General features: G+C 37.1%; 22 protein-coding genes. 19 read left to right on the plus strand and 3 right to left on the minus strand.

The window, feature by feature from the left end; translation table 11 throughout:
• Position 1 precedes the first annotated feature (1 nt).
• The 7 genes from yqeH (at position 2) to MHH66_RS05120 (ending at position 4,618) form a co-directional block, all read left to right on the plus strand.
• Positions 2 to 1,108 (plus strand): ribosome biogenesis GTPase YqeH, encoded by a 1,107-nt coding sequence (gene yqeH, locus MHH66_RS05090; RefSeq protein ID WP_002015224.1) that lies wholly within the window; start codon positions 2 to 4, stop codon positions 1,106 to 1,108.
• 15 nt (positions 1,109 to 1,123) lie between these two features.
• Complete coding sequence (aroE, locus tag MHH66_RS05095) at positions 1,124 to 1,957, plus strand: shikimate dehydrogenase (RefSeq protein WP_002015222.1); 834 nt, start codon at positions 1,124 to 1,126, stop codon at positions 1,955 to 1,957.
• 4 nt (positions 1,958 to 1,961) lie between these two features.
• Positions 1,962 to 2,255 carry a ribosome assembly RNA-binding protein YhbY gene (yhbY, locus tag MHH66_RS05100; protein WP_002015220.1) on the plus strand — a complete coding sequence of 98 codons (294 nt, stop codon included), beginning with the start codon at positions 1,962 to 1,964 and terminating at the stop codon, positions 2,253 to 2,255.
• Between the two features lie 135 nt (positions 2,256 to 2,390).
• Positions 2,391 to 2,960, plus strand: a complete 570-nt coding sequence (locus MHH66_RS05105) for a nicotinate-nucleotide adenylyltransferase (protein WP_002015218.1) — start codon at positions 2,391 to 2,393, stop codon at positions 2,958 to 2,960.
• The gene (yqeK, locus tag MHH66_RS05110; protein WP_002143180.1) at positions 2,950 to 3,519 is read left to right on the plus strand and encodes a bis(5'-nucleosyl)-tetraphosphatase (symmetrical) YqeK; all 570 of its coding nucleotides are present in this window, start codon (positions 2,950 to 2,952) and stop codon (positions 3,517 to 3,519) included. The genes MHH66_RS05105 and yqeK overlap by 11 nt, the downstream gene beginning before the upstream one ends.
• Entirely contained in the window at positions 3,516 to 3,872 is a 357-nt protein-coding gene (rsfS, locus tag MHH66_RS05115) for a ribosome silencing factor (RefSeq protein ID WP_078184446.1), read from the plus strand. The genes yqeK and rsfS overlap by 4 nt, the downstream gene beginning before the upstream one ends.
• A complete protein-coding gene (locus MHH66_RS05120; protein WP_078184445.1) occupies positions 3,869 to 4,618 on the plus strand; it encodes a class I SAM-dependent DNA methyltransferase in 750 nt (249 codons plus the stop codon). Before rsfS ends, MHH66_RS05120 begins: the two co-directional genes overlap by 4 nt.
• A 172-nt stretch (positions 4,619 to 4,790) precedes the next feature.
• Here the strand turns inward: MHH66_RS05120 and comER are convergent, their stop codons facing one another.
• Positions 4,791 to 5,618, minus strand: coding sequence for a late competence protein ComER (gene comER, locus MHH66_RS05125; RefSeq protein WP_002015213.1), 828 nt, complete (start codon positions 5,616 to 5,618; stop codon positions 4,791 to 4,793).
• Between the two features lie 77 nt (positions 5,619 to 5,695).
• On the opposite strand from comER, the gene MHH66_RS05130 reads away from it, so the two are divergent.
• The 3 genes from MHH66_RS05130 to MHH66_RS05140 all read left to right on the plus strand — a co-directional run bounded on the left by MHH66_RS05130 (position 5,696) and on the right by MHH66_RS05140 (position 9,249).
• Positions 5,696 to 6,295 carry a helix-hairpin-helix domain-containing protein gene (locus MHH66_RS05130; protein WP_063218883.1) on the plus strand — a complete coding sequence of 200 codons (600 nt, stop codon included), beginning with the start codon at positions 5,696 to 5,698 and terminating at the stop codon, positions 6,293 to 6,295.
• Between the two features lie 63 nt (positions 6,296 to 6,358).
• Positions 6,359 to 6,916: a ComE operon protein 2 gene (locus MHH66_RS05135; RefSeq protein ID WP_002088698.1), complete on the plus strand. Its 558-nt coding sequence runs from the start codon at positions 6,359 to 6,361 to the stop codon at positions 6,914 to 6,916.
• A 14-nt stretch (positions 6,917 to 6,930) separates the two neighbouring features.
• Entirely contained in the window at positions 6,931 to 9,249 is a 2,319-nt protein-coding gene (locus MHH66_RS05140) for a DNA internalization-related competence protein ComEC/Rec2 (RefSeq protein ID WP_078184444.1), read from the plus strand.
• Positions 9,250 to 9,280: 31 nt separating this feature from the next.
• On the opposite strand, the gene MHH66_RS05145 is transcribed toward MHH66_RS05140, so the two are convergent.
• The gene (locus MHH66_RS05145; RefSeq protein WP_000997609.1) at positions 9,281 to 9,415 is read right to left on the minus strand and encodes a YqzM family protein; all 135 of its coding nucleotides are present in this window, start codon (positions 9,413 to 9,415) and stop codon (positions 9,281 to 9,283) included.
• A gap of 348 nt (positions 9,416 to 9,763) precedes the next feature.
• Between MHH66_RS05145 and holA the strand changes: the two genes are divergently transcribed.
• Complete coding sequence (holA, locus tag MHH66_RS05150) at positions 9,764 to 10,774, plus strand: DNA polymerase III subunit delta (RefSeq protein ID WP_063218885.1); 1,011 nt, start codon at positions 9,764 to 9,766, stop codon at positions 10,772 to 10,774.
• An 84-nt stretch (positions 10,775 to 10,858) separates the two neighbouring features.
• Here holA and rpsT read toward each other — a convergent pair whose 3' ends face one another.
• A complete protein-coding gene (gene rpsT, locus MHH66_RS05155; protein WP_002088694.1) occupies positions 10,859 to 11,116 on the minus strand; it encodes a 30S ribosomal protein S20 in 258 nt (85 codons plus the stop codon).
• Between the two features lie 180 nt (positions 11,117 to 11,296).
• Between rpsT and gpr the strand changes: the two genes are divergently transcribed.
• The 8 genes from gpr to dnaK all read left to right on the plus strand — a co-directional run bounded on the left by gpr (position 11,297) and on the right by dnaK (position 20,243).
• Positions 11,297 to 12,400 (plus strand): GPR endopeptidase, encoded by a 1,104-nt coding sequence (gene gpr, locus MHH66_RS05160; protein ID WP_078184443.1) that lies wholly within the window; start codon positions 11,297 to 11,299, stop codon positions 12,398 to 12,400.
• A complete protein-coding gene (locus MHH66_RS05165) occupies positions 12,400 to 12,762 on the plus strand; it encodes a DUF3679 domain-containing protein (RefSeq protein WP_176126954.1) in 363 nt (120 codons plus the stop codon). Before gpr ends, MHH66_RS05165 begins: the two co-directional genes overlap by 1 nt.
• A gap of 208 nt (positions 12,763 to 12,970) precedes the next feature.
• Positions 12,971 to 14,794 carry an elongation factor 4 gene (gene lepA / locus MHH66_RS05170; RefSeq protein ID WP_002015204.1) on the plus strand — a complete coding sequence of 608 codons (1,824 nt, stop codon included), beginning with the start codon at positions 12,971 to 12,973 and terminating at the stop codon, positions 14,792 to 14,794.
• 190 nt (positions 14,795 to 14,984) lie between these two features.
• Entirely contained in the window at positions 14,985 to 15,359 is a 375-nt protein-coding gene (locus tag MHH66_RS05175; RefSeq protein WP_002015203.1) for a winged helix-turn-helix transcriptional regulator, read from the plus strand.
• Between the two features lie 51 nt (positions 15,360 to 15,410).
• The gene (hemW, locus tag MHH66_RS05180) at positions 15,411 to 16,550 is read left to right on the plus strand and encodes a radical SAM family heme chaperone HemW (RefSeq protein WP_063218886.1); all 1,140 of its coding nucleotides are present in this window, start codon (positions 15,411 to 15,413) and stop codon (positions 16,548 to 16,550) included.
• A 133-nt stretch (positions 16,551 to 16,683) separates the two neighbouring features.
• The gene (gene hrcA, locus MHH66_RS05185) at positions 16,684 to 17,700 is read left to right on the plus strand and encodes a heat-inducible transcriptional repressor HrcA (RefSeq protein WP_002015201.1); all 1,017 of its coding nucleotides are present in this window, start codon (positions 16,684 to 16,686) and stop codon (positions 17,698 to 17,700) included.
• Positions 17,701 to 17,814: 114 nt separating this feature from the next.
• The gene (gene grpE, locus MHH66_RS05190; protein WP_063218887.1) at positions 17,815 to 18,381 is read left to right on the plus strand and encodes a nucleotide exchange factor GrpE; all 567 of its coding nucleotides are present in this window, start codon (positions 17,815 to 17,817) and stop codon (positions 18,379 to 18,381) included.
• Between the two features lie 26 nt (positions 18,382 to 18,407).
• Positions 18,408 to 20,243, plus strand: a complete 1,836-nt coding sequence (gene dnaK / locus MHH66_RS05195; RefSeq protein ID WP_002015198.1) for a chaperone protein DnaK — start codon at positions 18,408 to 18,410, stop codon at positions 20,241 to 20,243.
• Positions 20,244 to 20,426 lie beyond the last annotated feature (183 nt).

A 20,426-nucleotide genomic window follows, 5' to 3' on the forward strand; every position in this document is an offset into this window, starting at 1 on the left:
TTTGACTGAAACAATTAAATGTATTGGTTGCGGTGTAGAAATTCAAACAGAAAATAAAAATGAAGTAGGATACGCTCCTGTATCATCTTTAGAAAAAGAACAAGTAATTTGCCAACGTTGTTTTCGTTTGAAACATTATAACGAAATTCAAGATGTATCTTTAACAGATGATGATTTCCTTCGTATTTTGAACGGAATTGGACAATCAGACGCACTAGTGGTTAAAATCGTAGATATTTTCGATTTCAATGGTAGCTGGTTACCGGGCTTACATCGTTTTGTAGGGAACAATAAAGTATTACTTGTAGGGAATAAGGCTGACTTAATTCCAAAGTCAGTTAAGCATGATAAAGTAAAACATTGGATGCGCTATAGTGCAAAGCAACTTGGTTTAAAACCAGAAGATGTCTTTTTAATTAGTGCAGCTAAAGGACAAGGAATCGCTGAACTTGCTGATGCAATTGAGCATTACCGCGAAGGTAAAGATGTTTATGTTGTTGGATGTACGAATGTTGGTAAATCAACATTTATTAATCGTATGATTAAAGAGTTTAGTGATGAGACTGAGAATGTAATTACAACATCACATTTCCCAGGAACAACGCTTGATTTAATTGATATCCCATTAGACGAAACGTCATCTTTATACGATACACCAGGTATTATTAATCATCATCAAATGGCGCATTATGTTGGGAAACAAAGCTTAAAGCTTATTACACCGACTACAGAAGTTAAGCCAATGGTATTCCAATTAAATGAAGAACAAACATTATTCTTTGGTGGATTAGCACGATTTGATTATGTAAGTGGGGGCCGTCGTGCATTCACTTGTCATTTCTCAAACCGTTTAACAATCCATCGTACAAAGCTTGAAAAGGCTGATGAATTGTACGAAAAACACGCTGGAGAATTATTGAATCCACCGACACCAGAAGAATTAGAAAATATGCCTAAGTTTGTGAAATATGAATTTAATATTCGTGAGCCGAAAACGGATGTTGTATTCTCTGGATTGGGCTGGGTTACTGTAAATGAATCAGGAGCGAAAATTGTTGCTCATGTACCAAAAGGAGTAAGTGTTTCATTACGTAAATCTTTAATTTAATATGGAGAGGGATTTATGAAACAATTATATGGTGTAATCGGAAATCCAATTGGACATTCATTATCACCCGTTATGCATAACGATGCATTTGAACACTTGAATATGGATGCCCATTACCATGCGTTTCTTGTAGAAGAAGAAGCGCTAGGGGAAGCAGTAAAAGGTTTGAAAGCATTAGGTATTTCAGGATTTAATGTAACGACTCCGCACAAAGTTGCAATTATGGAGTACTTGGATGAGATTGCCCCGTTAGCAAGGCAAATCGGTGCGGTAAATACAGTAGTTCATCGAGATGGAAAATTGATTGGGTATAATACAGATGGAATTGGTTTTGTTCGTGCCCTGCAGTCAATTAGTGAAGATCCACTTCAAGAGAAACGTATTTTATTAATCGGTGCAGGTGGTGCTAGCCGAGCTATTTACTTCTCGCTTGCCGATGTAGGTGTGAAAGAAATTGATATTGCTAATCGTACGAGAGATAAGGCGAAAAACCTTATCTCTGGGTGCATGGCAAATGTTAATTCGCATGCTCTATCGTTAGAATGTGCAGCAGAAAATCAAGGGGAATATGATATTATCATCCAAACAACAACGATAGGTATGCATCCACATGTTGAGTATACGCCGCTGGAAATTCGTTCATTGAAACAAGGAACGATTGTTTCTGATATTATTTATAATCCATTTGAGACGAAAATTTTAGGCGATGCGAAAGAACAAGGTGCAATAATTCAAAATGGAATCGATATGTTCGTTTATCAAGGTGCACTTGCGTTTGAAATGTGGACAGGGTGTGTGCCGAATATTGATAGAATGAAACAATTAGTAATGAGAGAGCTTGGAGGCTAATTATATGTTAACAGGAAAACAAAAAAGATTTTTACGTGCAAAGGCACATCATTTAACACCGATTTTTCAAGTTGGAAAAGGTGGCGTGAATGAAAATATGGTGAAACAAATTGGAGAAGCATTAGAAGTTCGTGAACTATTTAAAGTGAGCGTATTACAAAACTGTGAATTTGATCGTAGTGAAGTTGCAGAAGAGCTTGCACAAGGTGCACGAGCTGAAATCGTTCAAGTAATCGGAAGCACAATTGTTTTATACAAAGAATCAAGAGAAAATAAGCAGATTAAGCTTCCTCGATAAAAGATATACGTGAGTTATTTCGTAATGGACGCTTGATATGTAGAAAGCGAAACCAATTGAACTTTTATTAACAGTGGGCTCTCTTCGAATTTGTATGGGGAGAGTTGCTGTATGTAAAAGGAAGGAGCGTTTCTTTTGAGAAAAATTGGCATTATTGGTGGCACGTTTGATCCACCTCATAATGGGCATTTGTTAATTGCAAATGAAGTGTATCATGCTTTAGGGTTGGAAGAGGTATGGTTTTTGCCGAATCAAGTTCCACCGCACAAGCAAGGACGTAACATTACGAGTGTGAAAAGTCGATTAAACATGCTGCAAATAGCGATTGAGGAAGAAGCATACTTTTCAATTTGTTTAGAAGAGCTAGACAGAGAAGGCCCATCTTATACGTACGATACTATGGTACAATTAACGGAGAAGTATCCGGATGTGCAGTTTCACTTTATTATTGGCGGAGACATGGTTGAGTATTTGCCGAAGTGGTATAACATTGAAAAGTTACTTAAGCTTGTGACTTTCGTTGGAGTTGCAAGACCAGGTTATACATTACATACGCCTTATGATATCGTAAAAGTGGAAATTCCGGAGTTTGCAGTTTCTTCTTCTCTGTTACGTGAGAGATATATGACGAAGAAAACGTGCAAATATTTACTCCCCGAAAAAGTACAGGTATATATCGAGAGGAATGGGTTGTATGAATCGTGAGGAAGCACTTAGTATTGTCAAACAACAAATGCATGAAAAACGTTATATACACACGGTTGGTGTAATGGAAACAGCGATTGAACTTGCTAGGTTATATGGTGTAGATGAGAAAAAGGCAGAGACGGCTGCTATATTTCACGATTATGCAAAATGTAGAGCGATTCCAGAAATGGAAGAGATTATTAAGAGAGAAGCTTTGCCAAAGGATCTACTGCACTATAACAAAGAGTTATGGCATGCACCTGTTGGGGCATACTTAGTAGAAAAAGAAGTAGGCATTACTGATCCTGAAATTCTACAAGCTATTACATATCATACAAGTGGTCATGAAAAAATGACAATGTTAGATAAAGTTATTTATGTAGCAGATTACATTGAACCAGGACGTAAGTTTCCTGGTGTGGAAGAAGCGAGGAAACTCGCATATAAAGATATAAATCAAGCTTTACTGTTTGCTTTAAAGCGAACAATTCAATTTTTAATGGAAAAAGATCAAACGATTTATCCATTAACATTCCAAACATACAATGAAGTTATCAAGGAGGAAATTAATAAATGAAAGATAAAGAGTTATTAGTATTAGCGGCAAAAGCAGCTGATGATAAGAGAGCAGAAGATATGGTTGTACTAAATATGCAAGGTGTTTCACCGATTGCAGACTATTTTATTATTTGTCACGGAAATTCAGACAAGCAAGTACAAGCAATTGCACGTGAAATTAAAGCGAAGGCACATGAGTTCGAAATTAACGTACAACGTATGGAAGGCTTTGATGAAGCACGTTGGGTTTTAGTAGACCTTGGTGATGTGGTTGCTCATGTATTCCATAAAGATGAGCGTAATCACTATAATTTAGAGCGTCTATGGGGCGATGTGCCGCGTGAAGATATTGCAGATGAGCTAGATCAATGAAATACGAACAATTTGCTTTGCTGTATGACGAACTGATGAATGATGTCCCTTATGATAAATGGGTGGAATTCACAGAGGAAAGTTTACAACAGGTATCTATGAAAGAGGCAAAAATCCTTGACGTAGCATGTGGAACTGGTAACGTAACACTTCCGCTTGTGCGAAAAGGTTATGACTTAATTGGTGTAGATCTTTCGGAAGAAATGTTAACTGTCGCGCAGCAAAAATTGGGGGGAGAAGGATATTTTATTCCTTTTTACCAACAAGACATGAGAGAGCTCGATGTTCCTGGTGAATTTGATTGTGTGACAATCTTTTGTGACTCATTAAATTACGTATTGCAAGAAGATGGAGTGCAAGAAACATTTAGAAGAGTTTTCCACCATTTACGTCAGGATGGCTTGTTTTTATTCGATGTACACTCTTTATATAAAATACATCACGTATTTCAAAATGAAACATATACAGTGAACGGCGAAGAAATATCACTTATTTGGAACTGCTTCCCTGGAGAAGAATCAGATAGTGTGGAACATGATTTGACATTCTTTGTACAAGATTCAGAAGAAGATGTGTATCATCGTTTTGACGAATGTCACGTGCAACGTGCGTATTCGGTTGAAGTGTTAACAAAATGGCTTGAAGAAGCTGGGTTTACAGTGCTTCGCGTCACAGGTGACTTTGAACGAATTGAAGTGACAGAACAAACAGAGCGCATCTTTTTTATGGCGAAGAAGAATGGATAAAAGAAAAGCAACCGATAAGGTTGCTTTTCTTTTATAGAAAAGATGTAGTTTTAGTTCTAGAAAAATAAAAAGATGATATGTGTAAAGTGTAAAAATGCTAGTTTTAGTGAAAATGTAGCATGAAAAAGATAAGTATTAATAAAAAGGGTTTGGGATTACGATGGCGTATTTATTATGTGTGTTTATTGAATTGCTGCTCAACGCATTTTAAATCTTCATCAAATTTCTCGTGTGTCCGTTCGATTAATTTATGAAACATATCCCCAACGTGCTCTTCTAAAATACGAATACCTTCTCCTGTAACACCGCCTTTAACGCATACCTTTTCTTGTAAAGTAGGTAATGTGAAAATTTCTTTTTCGAGTAATTTCCCCATTCCAATGACCATTTCACTTACTAAAGTAGTGGCTTCTTCATGTGTAATATTTGTTTTATCTACAGCAGCGTTAATGAAACATTGTAATAAATAACTAAAAAAAGCAGGGCCGCAGCTTGCTATATCAGATGAAACGCGCGTTATATCTTCTTCTATAACAAGGGGAGTAGAAATGTTTTTGAATAGACGAAGTAGTTTTTGTTGCCATTCTAGAGAGCAGTTATTTCCAAATGTAAATAGTGATGCGCCGGATAAGGCGCGGTTTGTGATGCTTGGAATGATACGAGCGACGTGGCAAGGTATAAGTGTTTCTAATTGTGATGGAGATATGGGGCTTGTGATAGAAACTAAGCAATCTTCGTCTGAAAAATGGTCAGCGTATTTTTGTAGAATAGGGTATATGTCTATCGGTTTTACGCAAATGAAAATAAGCTGGGATTGTTCGATTACCTCTTGGATTGTTTTGGCTATATGAACAGAAGGGTATTTTTCTTTTATATGATATGCTTTGGCAGGCGTCCGATTAATAATAGTAAGGCACGAAGGTTTGACAGCACGGGTTTCTAAAAATGCATCGATTAGTATATTCCCCATGTTCCCTGTCCCTATAATTCCTATGTTCAATGTTTCATCCCTCCTTCGTAACAGCTTTCTCCTAAACAATATGAATGATGTTATAAATTTATGATTAGAGGTGTAAAATGATGTGGGATTTTCCGAAAAAATGGTTGGGATTAGTGGTTATTATTGGCACTTTGATTTTTCTTTTTTTCTGGAAAACGAATCAGCAAACAGAGCGATCGCTCATTACAACGGAAGTTCAAGTAAAAGATGTGGAGAAAAAAAGTAAACCGAAAGTATTGGATACAAAGGAGCAGAAAAAAATAATTATAATTGATGTGAAAGGGGCGGTTTTTAAAGAGGGTGTGTATGAAATGAAGGAAGGGGACCGGGTGAAGGAGGCGGTTGAAAAAGCTGGTGGTTTGTTGCCGGATGCAGATGTGAAGAAAGTGAATTTGGCGCAAATGGTCCAAGACCAAATGCTTCTGTATGTTCCTAACAAGAATGAGCCAGTGCAAGAAGGGACTACTTTTTCAAAAAGCGAGGGTAAGGTGCAAATAAATACAGCTTCTAAAGAGCAACTTGAAAAAATAACAGGCATTGGTTCTCGGAAAGCGGAAAGTATTTTGAAATACCGAGAAGAACATGGTCCGTTTCAGAAAATAGAAGATTTATTAGAAATTGATGGGATTGGTGCGAAGTCTTTAGAGAAAATAAAAGATCAAATTATTATTCCATAAAAGATTGACGAAGTTTTTCTTTTTTCGCTACACTACAAGTAGACAAAAAAGAAGGTGAAAAATATGGAACGAATTTCATGGGATCAATATTTTATGACGCAAAGCCATCTACTATCTTTACGTAGTACATGTACAAGGCTTGCGGTAGGAGCGACAATCGTTCGTGATAAACGAATTATTGCTGGTGGATATAACGGTTCAATTAAAGGTGGTGTCCATTGTATAGACGATGGTTGCTATGTCATTGATAATCATTGCGTTCGTACAATTCATGCTGAAATGAATGCTTTATTGCAATGTGCGAAATTTGGTGCAAAAACAGAGGAAGCGGAAATTTATGTCACACATTTTCCTTGTTTGCAGTGCTGTAAGGCGATTATTCAAAGTGGTGTTACAGCGGTTTATTATGCACAGGACTATAAAAATCATCCGTATGCCGTAGAGTTATTTGAACAAGCGAGTGTAACAGTAAAGCACGTTCCGCTAGAATACGATATTACATCGCTAGAGGAACAAGAGCGTCATTTACAGCTAAAGGAATTATTCGCAGCTTTAGAAAAAGATAATTTATCAATGGAAGAATTACAGCGTGTATTCACTAAAGCGAAAATGATGCTATAAGGAGTGAGTATGAGTTGAATGGGCAATGGGGCTATGTTGCAATCTCGTTTATAATTGGGATTGCAATTACCTTTTCCGCATCGCATTTGTTGGCTGCTTGTTGTTTCGTTTGTTATGTTTTATTTTGTTTATATCGTACTTCGCGTAAAACCTTCATATTTTGTATAATAGCGTGTTTTAGTGGCGTTATGTACACCACGCATGTTCAGAGTCTAAATAAGCCGCTAGGGGAGTCCTATGAAGTTACACGAGGGGTCGTGCAAAATACACCTCTAATTAATGGGGATCGTCTCTCTTTTCAAATTGAAGATCAGAATAAAAACTTAGTGCAGTTAAATTATAAAATACAATCTGCTTCGGAAAAGAAGCAGTTGCAACAATTACATGCAGGTATATCGTGTACATTTAAAGGGGAGGTGAAAGAACCACAAACTGCCCGGAATTTTCATGTTTTTGATTATCGTAATTATTTATATCAGCAAAAAATACATTTTATATTTGATGTGACATACATTTCTGAATGTCAAAAAACATCGTTGTCACTCGTGCAATGGATTTTCCTTCTCAGGCAACAAACAATCTCGAAAGTTACAGAAATGTTCCCGGAACAATCAGGTGCATTTATGAACGCATTATTATTTGGAGATCGACAACAAATGACGTTTGAAGTAGAAGAGAAATATCAACAATTTGGTCTTATACATTTGTTAGCAATTTCAGGATCGCATATCGTATTATTAATGGTTATAATGTATTTTGTTTTGCTAAGAAGTGGTGTGACGAAAGAGATAGCAACAGTATGCCTTATAGTTTGCATTCCTCTGTATATGATCATAGCTGGGGCGTCGCCATCTGTTGTGAGGGCTTCTATAACAGGAGTTTTATTATTGGTAGCTTTCATATGCTCTGTTCGCTTATCTAGTCTAGACGCCTTAAGTATAACGGCTATATGTATGCTTATATACGATCCGTATCTTATTTTCAACATTGGATTTCAATTCTCATTTGTAGGTAGTTTTTCTTTACTACTATCTGCGCCGATATTATTAGGGCGTAGTAATGGGATAGTTCGAAATTCTATTTACATTTCTATAATTTCACAGCTCGCTAGTACCCCCATCTTGTTATATCATTTTGGTTATTTTTCTCCTTATAGCATTTTCCTCAATCTTATATATGTTCCTTTTCTATCCATTATTGTATTGCCGTGTAGCATCATTATTCTTATATGTATGCCGGTTATTCCATTTTTCGCAAAAGGAATTGCATATGTACTTTCACTATGTTTAACCATTTCTAATGATTTTCTAAGTTACTGTGAAAGTTTCCCTTTCATTCGACTTACTTTTGGTCAAACTCCTTTATTTCTTGTGGCTATATATTGTTTTAGTATCGTTAGTATATTTGTGATTTGGGAAAGGGTAATAACGAAAAAAATTTTGTGCATAGTTGTGGGTGTGTTTCTTTTTATTAGTACTTGTCATTATGTATATCCATATTTTCGCGAAAGTGGGAGTGTTACATTTCTTGATGTTGGACAGGGAGATGCGATATTAATTCGTCTTCCATACGATAAAGAGGTTTATCTTATTGATACAGGAGGAGCCCTTTCTGTCAAGAAGGAAGCGTGGCAACAGAAAAAGCATGAATTTTCTGTTGGGCATGATATTCTTGTTCCTTTTTTACAAAAAGAAGGTATAAAAACGATTGATAAATTAATTGTAACGCACGGAGATGCGGATCATATAGGTGCTGCGCTGGATTTGCTGTCATCTATTATTGTAAAAGAAGTTGTATTTGGGAGAAAGGAACAAGATGCTGTATTGGAAAAAGTGGTGAAGAAAAAGGCGTTAGAAAAGAGCGTGAAGATAAGTGTAGTAGGAGAAGGGGAAGGTTGGAGGGTAAATGAAGCGGAATTTTTCGTATTAGCTCCAAAGGGGAAAGAAAAGGGAGAAAATGACTCTTCGATTGTACTATGGGCCAGACTAGGGGGACTAACATGGCTATTTACGGGTGATCTAGAAGAAGGAGAAAAGTTTATAGTATCAACATATCCTGATTTGCGGGCTAATATTTTAAAAGTTGCCCACCATGGGAGTAAAACATCGTCTACAGACCCATTTTTAAGCCTTGTACAGCCTGCTGTAGCGATTATTTCTGTGGGGGAGCGTAATAGGTATGGGCACCCGCATAAGGAAGTTATAGAGCGTTTTAAGAAGATGGGTATTGATATATGGCGTACGGATAAGCAAGGTGCTATTTCCTATGTTTTTAATGGAGAAAAAGGAACCTTTCAAAGTAAAATCACATATGATGAAACACATAGAAGATGAAAAAAAGAAGACTGCCGTTAAGCAGCAGCCTTTAAGAACCGATGAATTTAATAACAGTTGCAATAATGAAAAGTGTTGCGAAAAAACCAAATGAGACGATAAATCCTACCCCTGAATCAATAGCGTCATTGCGTTTACTTTGAACGTTTTGTTCAAAATCATTCATTTAGAATCCCTCCCCAACATTCCATTTTAGTATAAAATATTGTCAGAAAAAAATCTACAATTTCCATATGAAGTGAAATAGAGTATTTGTATACTTTTTCTAGTTAGTTAAGTAGCGTGAATTTTTCATTTCCAATCATGTTAACAGTTGGCACTTATACTAAGATTATTATTGTAAATAATAAAGGGAAGGTGATTACCGCACACCAATAAGAAATCCGGGGCTTATTGCGTGGCGTTTTATATAAATAAAGGGGCGGGTTATAAAGACCGTCCCTTTGTACTTGTAAAACAAAAGCTAGGGCATTAGTATAAATATATATTGCCAAGTTAGGGAGTAGGAAAAAATATGAGTGATATACATAAGAAGATTAAAAAGAAACAGTTCGCTCCGTTGTATGTACTGTATGGAACGGAAGCCTATTTTATAAATGAAACGATAAAGCTTATTACAACGTACGCGCTTGAAGAGGAAGATCGAGAGTTTAATGTTGTGACATACGATTTGGAAGAAGCGTATTTAGAAGATGTAGTTGAGGATGCGCATACGCTTCCTTTTTTTGGAGAGCGTAAAGTTATATTAATAAAATCACCACTATTTTTAACGGCACAAAAAGAAAAATTAGAACAAAATATAAAAATTTTAGAAGAATATATTGGGGAGCCCTCTCCTTTTTCTATTCTTGTTTTTGTTGCGCCTTATGAAAAATTAGACGAACGAAAAAAAATTACAAAACTATTAAAGAAAACAGCGGATGTAATAGAAGCAAATGCGATGCAAGTGCAGGATGTTCAGAAGTGGATTGTTTCTCGTGGGGATGAGATGCATGTGCATATTGATAATGCAGCTGTTAGTTTATTGTTAGAGCTTGTGGGAAGTAATGTAACAATGTTGGCGAAGGAAATGGACAAGTTAACGTTATACGTCGGTATGGGCGGAGAAATTACGCCAAAACTTGTCACGGAACTTGTGCCGAAATCTGTTGAGCAAAATGTGTTTGCTTTAACAGAAAAAGTGGTGAAAAAAGATATCGCTGGTGCGATGCAAATTTTAGACGGATTATTTACACAGCAGGAAGAACCGATTAAACTGCTCGCTTTATTAGTAAGTCAGTTCCGCTTGCTGCATCAAGTGAAAGAGTTGCAACAGCGTGGTTACGGACAAAATCAAATCGCGTCCCATATTGGTGTACATCCGTACCGGGTAAAGTTGGCGATGAATCAAACGAAGTTTTTCTCTTTTGAAGAATTAAAAAAAGTTATTATAGAATTGGCGGAAGCTGATTATAGTATGAAGACTGGAAAGATGGATAAGAAACTTGTGCTTGAGTTTTTCTTAATGCGGTTAAATCATATGTAGTGACACAAAAAAGTTCACGTACTTAGTACGTGAACTTTTTTGTGTATATAAAAAACGATCCGAATGGATCGTTTTTTAAACGCCTTACGCGTTTACTTGTTTCGCTAAGCGAGATTTTTGACGAGCTGCAGCGTTTTGGTGGATAAGACCTTTACGAGCTGCTTTGTCAAGTTTTTTAGAAGCAGTTTTGAAAGCTTCTTTAGCATTTTCAAGATCGTTATTAGTAACTAAAGTTTCTACAGTTTTAACAGCAGTACGCATGTCAGACTTGATAGAAGCGTTATGTGAACGACGCTCTTCGCTAAGTTTAGCGCGTTTGATAGCAGATTTGATGTTTGCCATACTTTTCACCTCCCTGGTGCAATCGAATGACTCGATTCTTACATAGAACAAGTGATATTTTATCAAACGGTGAAGAGAATTGCAATAGTATATCAATGAAATTTCACGTAAAGGAAAGAATGACCTAATATAACTTGGGGAAATCTAACGATATTTACTATGAATTACGGAGGAGATACGATGAAAGAACCATTAGATTTAAGTAAATATAGTGTTAGAACTGACCTTGCTGTAGAGGCGCACCAAATGCTACAAGAGCGCCAAGAAGAACAAAAAGGGATACAGGGAGTTATTGTAAAAGAGAGGGAAGAAGAGGGAGTTACAATTACAAAAGTAACTATTGATGAAATTGCATCTGAGTCGATGGGGAAAAAACCTGGAAGTTATTTAACTCTTGAGGTGCAAGGTATACGACAACAAGATACGGAACTTCAGCAAAAGGTAGAGCGTATTTTTGCAAAAGAATTTTCTTATTTCTTAGAAGAGGTTGGAGTTTCAAAAGAAGCGAGTTGTTTAATCGTAGGTCTTGGGAATTGGAATGTAACGCCGGATGCACTCGGACCGATAGTTGTAGAGAACGTATTGGTGACGAGACATTTGTTTAAATTGCAGCCTGAAAGTGTGGAAGAAGGGTTTAGACCTGTTAGTGCCATTCGTCCAGGGGTAATGGGAATTACAGGGATTGAAACGAGCGATGTCATTTACGGAATTATTGAGAAGACAAAACCAGACTTTGTCATCGCAATTGATGCATTAGCTGCGCGTTCTATTGAACGAGTAAATAGTACGATACAAATTTCTGATACAGGAATTCATCCAGGATCTGGTGTTGGGAATAAGCGTAAGGAACTAAGTAAAGAAACATTAGGTATTCCTGTTATCGCAATTGGTGTGCCAACTGTGGTAGATGCTGTTTCGATTACGAGTGATACAATTGATTTTATTTTGAAACATTTTGGCCGGGAACTGAAAGCAGGAAACAAACCGTCACGCTCTTTATTGCCAGCAGGTTTTACATTTGGAGAAAAGAAAAAATTAACAGAAGAAGATATGCCAGATGAAAAGAGTCGAAATATGTTTTTAGGAGCTATTGGTACGTTAGAAGAAGAAGAAAAGAGAAAGTTAATTTATGAAGTGTTATCTCCTCTTGGTCATAATTTAATGGTAACTCCAAAAGAAGTAGATGCGTTTATTGAGGATATGGCAAATGTAATAGCCAGCGGTTTAAATGCAGCGCTGCATCATCAGATTGATCAGGATAATACAGGGGCATATACACATTGATGGAAAGAGGCAGAAATAGCTTGAGTCAATTTACGCTGTTATGTATATGCGGTACAGTCTTATGTTTGCTTATGATGATAGCTGGAGTGGGACTCGCTAATCATGGTCTAAAAAGTATGAAGGGATATCGTCAGCTGTCATATGAACAAATTGCTCATATGACAGGAACAGAAGGCGCTGGGGCTGAACCCGGAATTTCGGGAGAGACGTTTTCGGCTATTGAAAAACAAAAACAGTTAGAAAGCTTAAGAAGTTTTAATGTTGTAGAAGGTATCGGTATGGCGATAGCAAGTGTTGTTCGTGATATGACAAAGTTTGGAACGGATATAGTTGTTGGGGCAATAAAAGGAATTTTTAGTTAAGGGTAGCGGGAAGGATGGTTGTCTTATGTTTGTAAGAGAGCTGTCTTTTAATTTGAAAAAGGTTTGTCTCTTATGGTTTGTTCGCATAAGATATAGATAGAGTGATTTGTATTGTAAGCAGCACGAGTTTTCATTGAATCTTTGCTGCTCTATTGATATAATCAGTGCTAGTGTATATTGGCGAGACTATTAGGAGTTGAGAACATAGATGAATAAAGAAGAAAGAGCAAAAAGACAGTCCAAAATTCGTAACTTCTCCATCATTGCTCACATTGACCACGGGAAATCAACGTTGGCAGACCGTATTTTGGAGAAAACAAACGCGTTGGCACAGCGCGAAATGAAGGCGCAATTGCTTGACTCTATGGAGTTGGAGCGTGAGCGTGGTATTACAATTAAATTAAATGCAGTACAACTAACGTATAAAGCGAAAGACGGTGAAGAGTATATTCTTCACTTAATCGATACTCCAGGACACGTCGACTTTACGTACGAAGTATCTCGTAGTTTAGCGGCTTGTGAAGGTGCAATTCTTGTAGTGGATGCAGCGCAAGGAATTGAGGCGCAAACATTAGCGAACGTATATTTAGCGCTTGATAATAATTTAGAAATCTTACCAGTTATTAATAAAATCGACTTACCAAGTGCAGACCCAGAACGCGTACGTCAAGAGGTAGAAGATGTAATTGGTTTAGATGCATCGGAAGCTGTACTTGCTTCAGCGAAAGCTGGCATTGGTATTGAAGAAATTTTAGAACAAATCGTTGAAAAGGTACCAGCTCCAACAGGTGATTCAGAAGAGCCGTTACAATGTATGATTTTCGATTCTTTATATGATCCGTACCGTGGTGTAATTGCATATATCCGTGTTGTAAATGGAACGGTAAAAGTTGGCGATAAAGTACGTATGATGGCAACTGGAAAAGAATTTGAAGTAACAGAAGTAGGTGTGTTTACACCGAAAACGACGCAACGTGACGAGTTAACGGTAGGTGATGTAGGTTTCTTGGCAGCATCTATTAAAAATGTAGGCGATACACGTGTTGGTGATACGATTACACATGCGAAACGTCCGGCTGCAGAGCCGTTAAAAGGGTATCGAAAATTAAACCCAATGGTATTCTGTGGTTTATATCCAATCGATTCTGCACGTTATAACGACTTACGTGATGCGTTAGAAAAACTAGAATTGAATGATTCTGCTCTTGAATTTGAGCCTGAAACATCTCAAGCTTTAGGTTTTGGTTTCCGTTGTGGTTTCTTAGGGCTTCTTCACATGGAGATTATTCAAGAACGTATTGAACGTGAATTCAAGATTGACTTAATTACAACAGCGCCAAGCGTTATTTATAAAGTGTATTTAACAAACGGTGAAGATTTTATTGTTGATAATCCATCTAATATGCCAGATCCACAGACTATCGATCGTGTAGAAGAGCCGTTTGTGAAGGCTGCAATTATGGTTCCGAATGACTATGTTGGAGCTGTAATGGAAATTTGCCAAGGGAAACGTGGAACGTTTATTGATATGCAATATTTAGATGAAACACGTGTTACATTGACATATGAAATCCCGTTATCAGAAATCGTATATGATTTCTTCGATCAATTGAAATCAAATACGAAAGGATATGCATCATTTGACTACGAGTTAATTGGTTATAAACCATCTAAACTTGTGAAAATGGATATTCTTTTAAATAATGAACAAGTAGATGCTTTATCATTTATTGTACATCGTGATTCAGCGTATGACCGTGGTAAAGTAATTGTAGAGAAATTAAAGAAATTAATTCCAAGACAACAGTTTGAAGTGCCAATTCAGGCGACTATCGGAAATAAAGTTGTATCTCGTTCTACAATTAAGGCGATGCGTAAAAACGTACTTGCAAAATGTTACGGTGGTGACATTTCTCGTAAGCGTAAACTTCTTGATAAGCAAAAAGAGGGTAAAAAACGTATGAAGTCTGTTGGTTCTGTAGAAGTGCCGCAAGAAGCATTCATGGCTGTACTGAAAATGGATGATAACTAATGGAGTGAACTATAATTAGTGGAGATTTTTCTATTCTTCGCTAATTATTAGCCCGCACCAATCGTGATAAAAGTAGAAGCCGTTCGTTCGGCTTCTTTTTTTATATGCTACTTTTTAGACATCTTATGATCTCTCATTTACAATAGTGAGAGAGCTTTTTAGTGATTGATATAGAGTTAGGAGACTATTAATGTCCGAAAATATTCGAAAAGATATTCGAGAGAAAATACAAAAAGGTAATTTTAATTGCGAAAAGGAACTGACGCTTTCTATAATTAGTGGGAAGTGGAAAGTTGTGATATTGTGGCACTTAGGTGTGGAAGGTCCGCATCGTTTTAGTGAATTGCAACGTCTGTTCCCGAGCATTTCTCATAAAGTTTTGTCAAATCAATTGAAAGAGTTAATGGAGGACGGGATTGTTGATCGAACGGTATACCCGGAAATTCCTCCGCGTGTTGAGTACTATATGACGGAATTAGGTATGTCGCTTTTACCGATCGTTGAAATGATGTATGATTGGGGAAAAATGCGAATGGAACAAATCCGTAATACAGTAGAGAAGTAAAGAATCCTCCGGAGTGCGGAGGTTTTCTTTTTAGAAAGGTAGGAGTTATATTTGGTACAAGCTGCATATATTCATATTCCATTTTGTCAGCATATTTGTCACTATTGTGATTTTAATAAAGTATTTATTGAACGCCAACCGGTTGATCAATACTTACAATATTTAGAGAAAGAAATAATAAATACGGTTCAAAAAGTACCGTTTGAAAGTATGAAAACGATTTTTGTTGGCGGAGGAACTCCGACAGCTTTAAATATGGAGCAAACAAAAAAACTACTCGACATCATTAACCGTCGTTTGCGCCCATTTGCGCCGAATTGTGAAGTAACATTTGAAGCGAATCCAGGTGATTTACCGAAAGAGAAGTTGAACGTATTGCTAGAAGGTGGAGTAAACCGAATTAGTTTTGGTGTGCAAACGTTTCGTGATGAGCTACTTGAGAAGATTGGACGCAGGCATACGAGAGAAGATGCATTCGTAGCAATTCGAGAAGCGCAGGAAGTCGGTTTTACAAATATTAATGTAGATTTAATTTATGCTCTGCCAGGACAGACGATAGAAGATGTAAAGGAAACATTAGACATTGCCTTTACGCTTGGTGTACAACATTTCTCGGCATATTCCTTAATTGTGGAACCGAAAACTGTATTTTATAACTTAATGAATAAAGGGAAATTAAGACTACCAGGTGAAGATCATGAAGCGAAAATGTACGAAATGGTAATGGATGAAATGGAGAAACATGGTTATAACCAGTATGAGATTAGTAACTTCTCAAAAGGTAATAATGAAAGTAGACACAATCTCACATACTGGAATAATGAAGAGTATTATGGATTTGGAGCTGGAGCGCATAGCTATGTGAACGGGGAACGAATTCAAAATGTAGGTCCGCTCAAGCAATATTTCACTAAAATTGATGAGACAGGATTTCCATATTTAGATGTTCACCCAGTGACAGAGAAAGAAAAAATGGAAGAAGAGTTGTTCTTAGGACTTCGAAAAACAAAAGGTGTTTCTAAGTTAGAATTCCAAAAGAAATTTAATGTGGAGATGGACCATGTTTTTGCAAAGCAGTTACAAAGTAATCAAGAACAAGGATTACTTGAAAACAGAGATGGACATGTTTGTTTAACGAGGAAAGGGAAACTATTAGGGAATGAAGTATTCCAGTCATTTTTGATTGATTAATTAAATGTGCCATAAGCGCGAAAAATTTTTGTTATTTCGTGACGTTTCCGTTGACAATTGAATGTCAATTTTGGTAAGTTATTAATAGATTTAGCACTCGAAGACAAAGAGTGCTAACAGAGGTGATGATGAGATGCTTACGGAACGTCAGCTCTTAATTTTACAAACAATTGTTGATGACTTTATTGGATCAGCGCAACCAGTTGGTTCGAGGACGTTGGCTAAGAAAGATGAAATTACGTTTAGTTCAGCTACTATTCGAAATGAAATGGCTGATTTAGAAGAACTAGGATTTATTGAAAAAACGCATAGTTCTTCTGGGCGTGTTCCTTCTGAAAAAGGATACCGATTTTATGTAGACCATCTTTTAGCGCCGCAAAACTTACCGACCGATGAAATTGTACAAATTAAAGATTTATTTGCTGAAAGAATTTTTGAAGCAGAAAAAATTGCACAACAATCAGCTCAAATTTTATCAGAGCTTACGAATTATACGGCCATTGTTCTTGGTCCCAAATTGAGCACAAATAAACTTAAAAATGTACAAATCGTACCGCTTGATCGTCAAACAGCAGTCGCTATTATTGTAACAGATACAGGGCATGTGCAAAGTAAAACGATTACCGTTCCGGAATCTGTTGACTTATCAGATTTAGAAAAAATGGTTAATATTTTAAATGAAAAGCTATCTGGTATACCTATGGCAGAACTTCATAATAAAATCTTTAAAGAGATTGTTACAGTCTTGCGTGGGTATGTTCATAATTACGATAGTGCAATAAAAATGTTAGATGGTACATTTCAAGTCCCTTTATCGGAAAAGATATACTTTGGAGGAAAAGCAAATATGCTTTCGCAACCAGAGTTCCATGACATTCACAAAGTAAGATCTTTGCTGACGATGATTGATAATGAGGCTGCGTTTTATGACATTTTGCGTCATAAACAAGTCGGAATTCAAGTGAAAATTGGTAGAGAAAATTCTTCTACGGCAATGGAGGATTGCAGTTTGATTTCTGCAACGTATTCGATTGGAGAAGAGCAACTTGGAACAATTGCAATTTTAGGTCCGACGAGAATGCAATACTCTCGTGTAATTAGTTTACTGCAGTTATTTACAAGACAATTTACAGACGGACTTAAAAAGTAAATGAGAGTAATACATTCGCTCAAGTGATGAAATTTTCATTGCTGTGTGTAATATATAATGCTTAGGTAATCATGCTAAGCATGATACCTAATACCTTTTAAGGAGGTGAAAATTGTGGAAGAGCGTAACGAACAAGTGGTAGAAGAAGTGAAAGAAGCGCAAGTTGAAGAAGCTGTCACGCCAGAAAACAGTGAAAAAACTGTAGAAGAAAAAAGTGAGGCTGCTCTTTTACAAGAAAAAGTAGATGAGTTACAAGCGAAACTAACGGAAACGGAAGGTCGCACATTACGTCTACAAGCTGATTTTGAAAATTATAAGCGCCGTGTCCAAATGGATAAACAGGCTGCTGATAAATATAGAGCACAAAGTCTAGTTTCAGATATTTTGCCAGCTCTTGATAATTTTGAAAGAGCGATGCAAGTGGAAGCGACTGACGAGCAAACGCAATCCTTGTTACAAGGTATGGAAATGGTGCATCGTCAATTGCTAGAAGCGTTGACTAAGGAAGGTGTTGAAGTGATTGAAGCTGTTGGTAAACAGTTTGATCCGAATGAACACCAAGCTATTATGCAAGTGGAAGACAGTGAATTTGAATCAAACGCGGTAGTTGAAGAATTCCAAAAAGGTTATAAACTAAAAGACCGTGTGATTCGCCCATCAATGGTAAAAGTAAATCAATAATTTACATAAAAGTAGGAGGATTCGCCATGAGTAAAATTATCGGTATTGACTTAGGTACAACAAACTCTTGTGTAGCTGTTATGGAAGGTGGAGAACCAAAGGTTATCCCAAATCCAGAAGGAAATCGTACAACACCTTCTGTTGTAGCTTTCAAAAATGAAGAGCGTCAAGTTGGGGAAGTTGCGAAGCGTCAAGCAATTACAAACCCAAATACAATCATGTCTGTTAAACGTCATATGGGTACAGACTACAAAGTAGAAGTTGAAGGTAAAGATTTTACACCTCAAGAAATTTCTGCAATCATTTTACAAAACTTAAAAGCTTCTGCTGAAGCATACTTAGGTGAAACAGTAACGAAAGCTGTTATTACAGTACCTGCATACTTCAACGATGCAGAGCGTCAAGCAACGAAAGATGCTGGTCGTATCGCTGGTTTAGAAGTTGAGCGTATCATTAACGAACCAACAGCTGCAGCACTTGCTTACGGTTTAGAAAAACAAGATGAAGAGCAAAAAATCTTAGTATATGACTTAGGTGGCGGTACATTTGATGTATCTATCCTTGAGTTAGCAGACGGCACATTCGAAGTTATTTCAACTGCTGGTGACAACCGTCTTGGTGGAGATGACTTTGACCAAGTTATCATCGATCATTTAGTAGCTGAATTCAAAAAAGAAAATAGCATTGATTTAAGCCAAGATAAAATGGCACTTCAACGTCTGAAAGATGCAGCTGAAAAAGCGAAGAAAGATCTTTCTGGTGTAACACAAACACAAATTTCATTACCATTCATTAGTGCTGGAGCTGCTGGCCCATTACACTTAGAATTAACGTTAACAAGAGCTAAATTCGAAGAAATTTCAGCTGGTCTTGTTGAAAGAACATTAGAGCCAACTCGTCGTGCATTAAAAGACGCTGGTTTTGCTCCAAGCGAATTAGATAAAGTTATCCTTGTTGGTGGATCTACTCGTATCCCAGCTGTACAAGAAGCAATTAAACGTGAAACTGGTAAAGAGCCATACAAAGGTGTAAACCCAGATGAAGTTGTAGCATTAGGTGCTGCAGTTCAAGGTGGCGTACTTACTGGTGATGTAGAGGGCGTTCTATTATTAGACGTAACTCCACTTTCTTTAGGTATCGAAACTATGGGCGGTGTGTTCACGAAACTAATCGAGCGTAACACTACAATTCCGACAAGTAAGTCACAAGTATTCTCAACAGCTGCTGATAACCAACCAGCGGTAGACATTCACGTACTACAAGGTGAGCGTCCAATGTCAGCTGACAACAAAACGTTAGGTCGTTTCCAATTAACAGACCTTCCGCCAGCACCACGTGGAATTCCACAAATCGAAGTAACATTCGATATTGATGCGAACGGTATCGTTAACGTACGTGCAAAAGACTTAGGAACAAGCAAAGAGCAAACTATTACAATCCAATCTTCTTCAGGTCTTTCTGATGAAGAAGTAGATCGTATGGTACAAGAAGCTGAATCAAATGCTGATGCTGACCAAAAACGTAAGGAAGAAGTTGAACTTCGTAACGAAGCTGACCAACTTGTATTCCAAACAGACAAAGTTGTAAAAGATTTAGAAGGTAAAGTAGATGCAGCTGAAGTAGCGAAAGCAACGGAAGCGAAAGAAGCATTACAAGCGGCAATCGAGAAAAACGAACTTGAAGAAATCCGTGTGAAAAAAGATGCTCTTCAAGAAATCGTACAACAATTAACTGTTAAATTATACGAGCAAGCTCAAGCGGCTGCAGGGCAAGCAGAAGGTGCACAAGGAGCACAAGACGCTGGCGCGAAAAAAGATAATGTAGTAGACGCTGAGTTTGAAGAAGTAAAAGAAGACAAGTAATACAGTGAAATAAAATAAGTAAGATGACAAAAAGTCAAAGTCAAGCGTGCCTTGGCTTTGGCTTTTTTCACGAATAAGAAGAAATGTGTGAGGATCTTAAGTTTTTTATTTTGCATACTGTAAGTGAGGAAACTTTGTTGCAAAGCACTTTCTTTCGGTGTTAAAATTACGTTTATGTGAAAG

The organism is Bacillus sp. FSL H8-0492 (assembly GCF_038006145.1).
Classification (GTDB): domain Bacteria; phylum Bacillota; class Bacilli; order Bacillales; family Bacillaceae_G; genus Bacillus_A; species Bacillus_A mycoides.

Coding starts and splice junctions, on each gene's coding strand:
- dnaK (WP_002015198.1), top strand. CDS start 18,408: ATGAGTAAAATTATCGGTATTGACTTAGGTACAACAAACTCTTGTGTA.
- gpr (WP_078184443.1), top strand. CDS start 11,297: ATGAAAGAACCATTAGATTTAAGTAAATATAGTGTTAGAACTGACCTT.
- hrcA (WP_002015201.1), top strand. CDS start 16,684: ATGCTTACGGAACGTCAGCTCTTAATTTTACAAACAATTGTTGATGAC.
- rpsT (WP_002088694.1), bottom strand. CDS start 11,116: ATGGCAAACATCAAATCTGCTATCAAACGCGCTAAACTTAGCGAAGAG.
- MHH66_RS05145 (WP_000997609.1), bottom strand. CDS start 9,415: ATGAATGATTTTGAACAAAACGTTCAAAGTAAACGCAATGACGCTATT.
- lepA (WP_002015204.1), top strand. CDS start 12,971: ATGAATAAAGAAGAAAGAGCAAAAAGACAGTCCAAAATTCGTAACTTC.
- MHH66_RS05165 (WP_176126954.1), top strand. CDS start 12,400: ATGGAAAGAGGCAGAAATAGCTTGAGTCAATTTACGCTGTTATGTATA.
- holA (WP_063218885.1), top strand. CDS start 9,764: ATGAGTGATATACATAAGAAGATTAAAAAGAAACAGTTCGCTCCGTTG.
- rsfS (WP_078184446.1), top strand. CDS start 3,516: ATGAAAGATAAAGAGTTATTAGTATTAGCGGCAAAAGCAGCTGATGAT.
- MHH66_RS05120 (WP_078184445.1), top strand. CDS start 3,869: ATGAAATACGAACAATTTGCTTTGCTGTATGACGAACTGATGAATGAT.
- MHH66_RS05135 (WP_002088698.1), top strand. CDS start 6,359: ATGGAACGAATTTCATGGGATCAATATTTTATGACGCAAAGCCATCTA.
- yqeK (WP_002143180.1), top strand. CDS start 2,950: ATGAATCGTGAGGAAGCACTTAGTATTGTCAAACAACAAATGCATGAA.
- MHH66_RS05175 (WP_002015203.1), top strand. CDS start 14,985: ATGTCCGAAAATATTCGAAAAGATATTCGAGAGAAAATACAAAAAGGT.
- aroE (WP_002015222.1), top strand. CDS start 1,124: ATGAAACAATTATATGGTGTAATCGGAAATCCAATTGGACATTCATTA.
- MHH66_RS05130 (WP_063218883.1), top strand. CDS start 5,696: ATGATGTGGGATTTTCCGAAAAAATGGTTGGGATTAGTGGTTATTATT.
- yhbY (WP_002015220.1), top strand. CDS start 1,962: ATGTTAACAGGAAAACAAAAAAGATTTTTACGTGCAAAGGCACATCAT.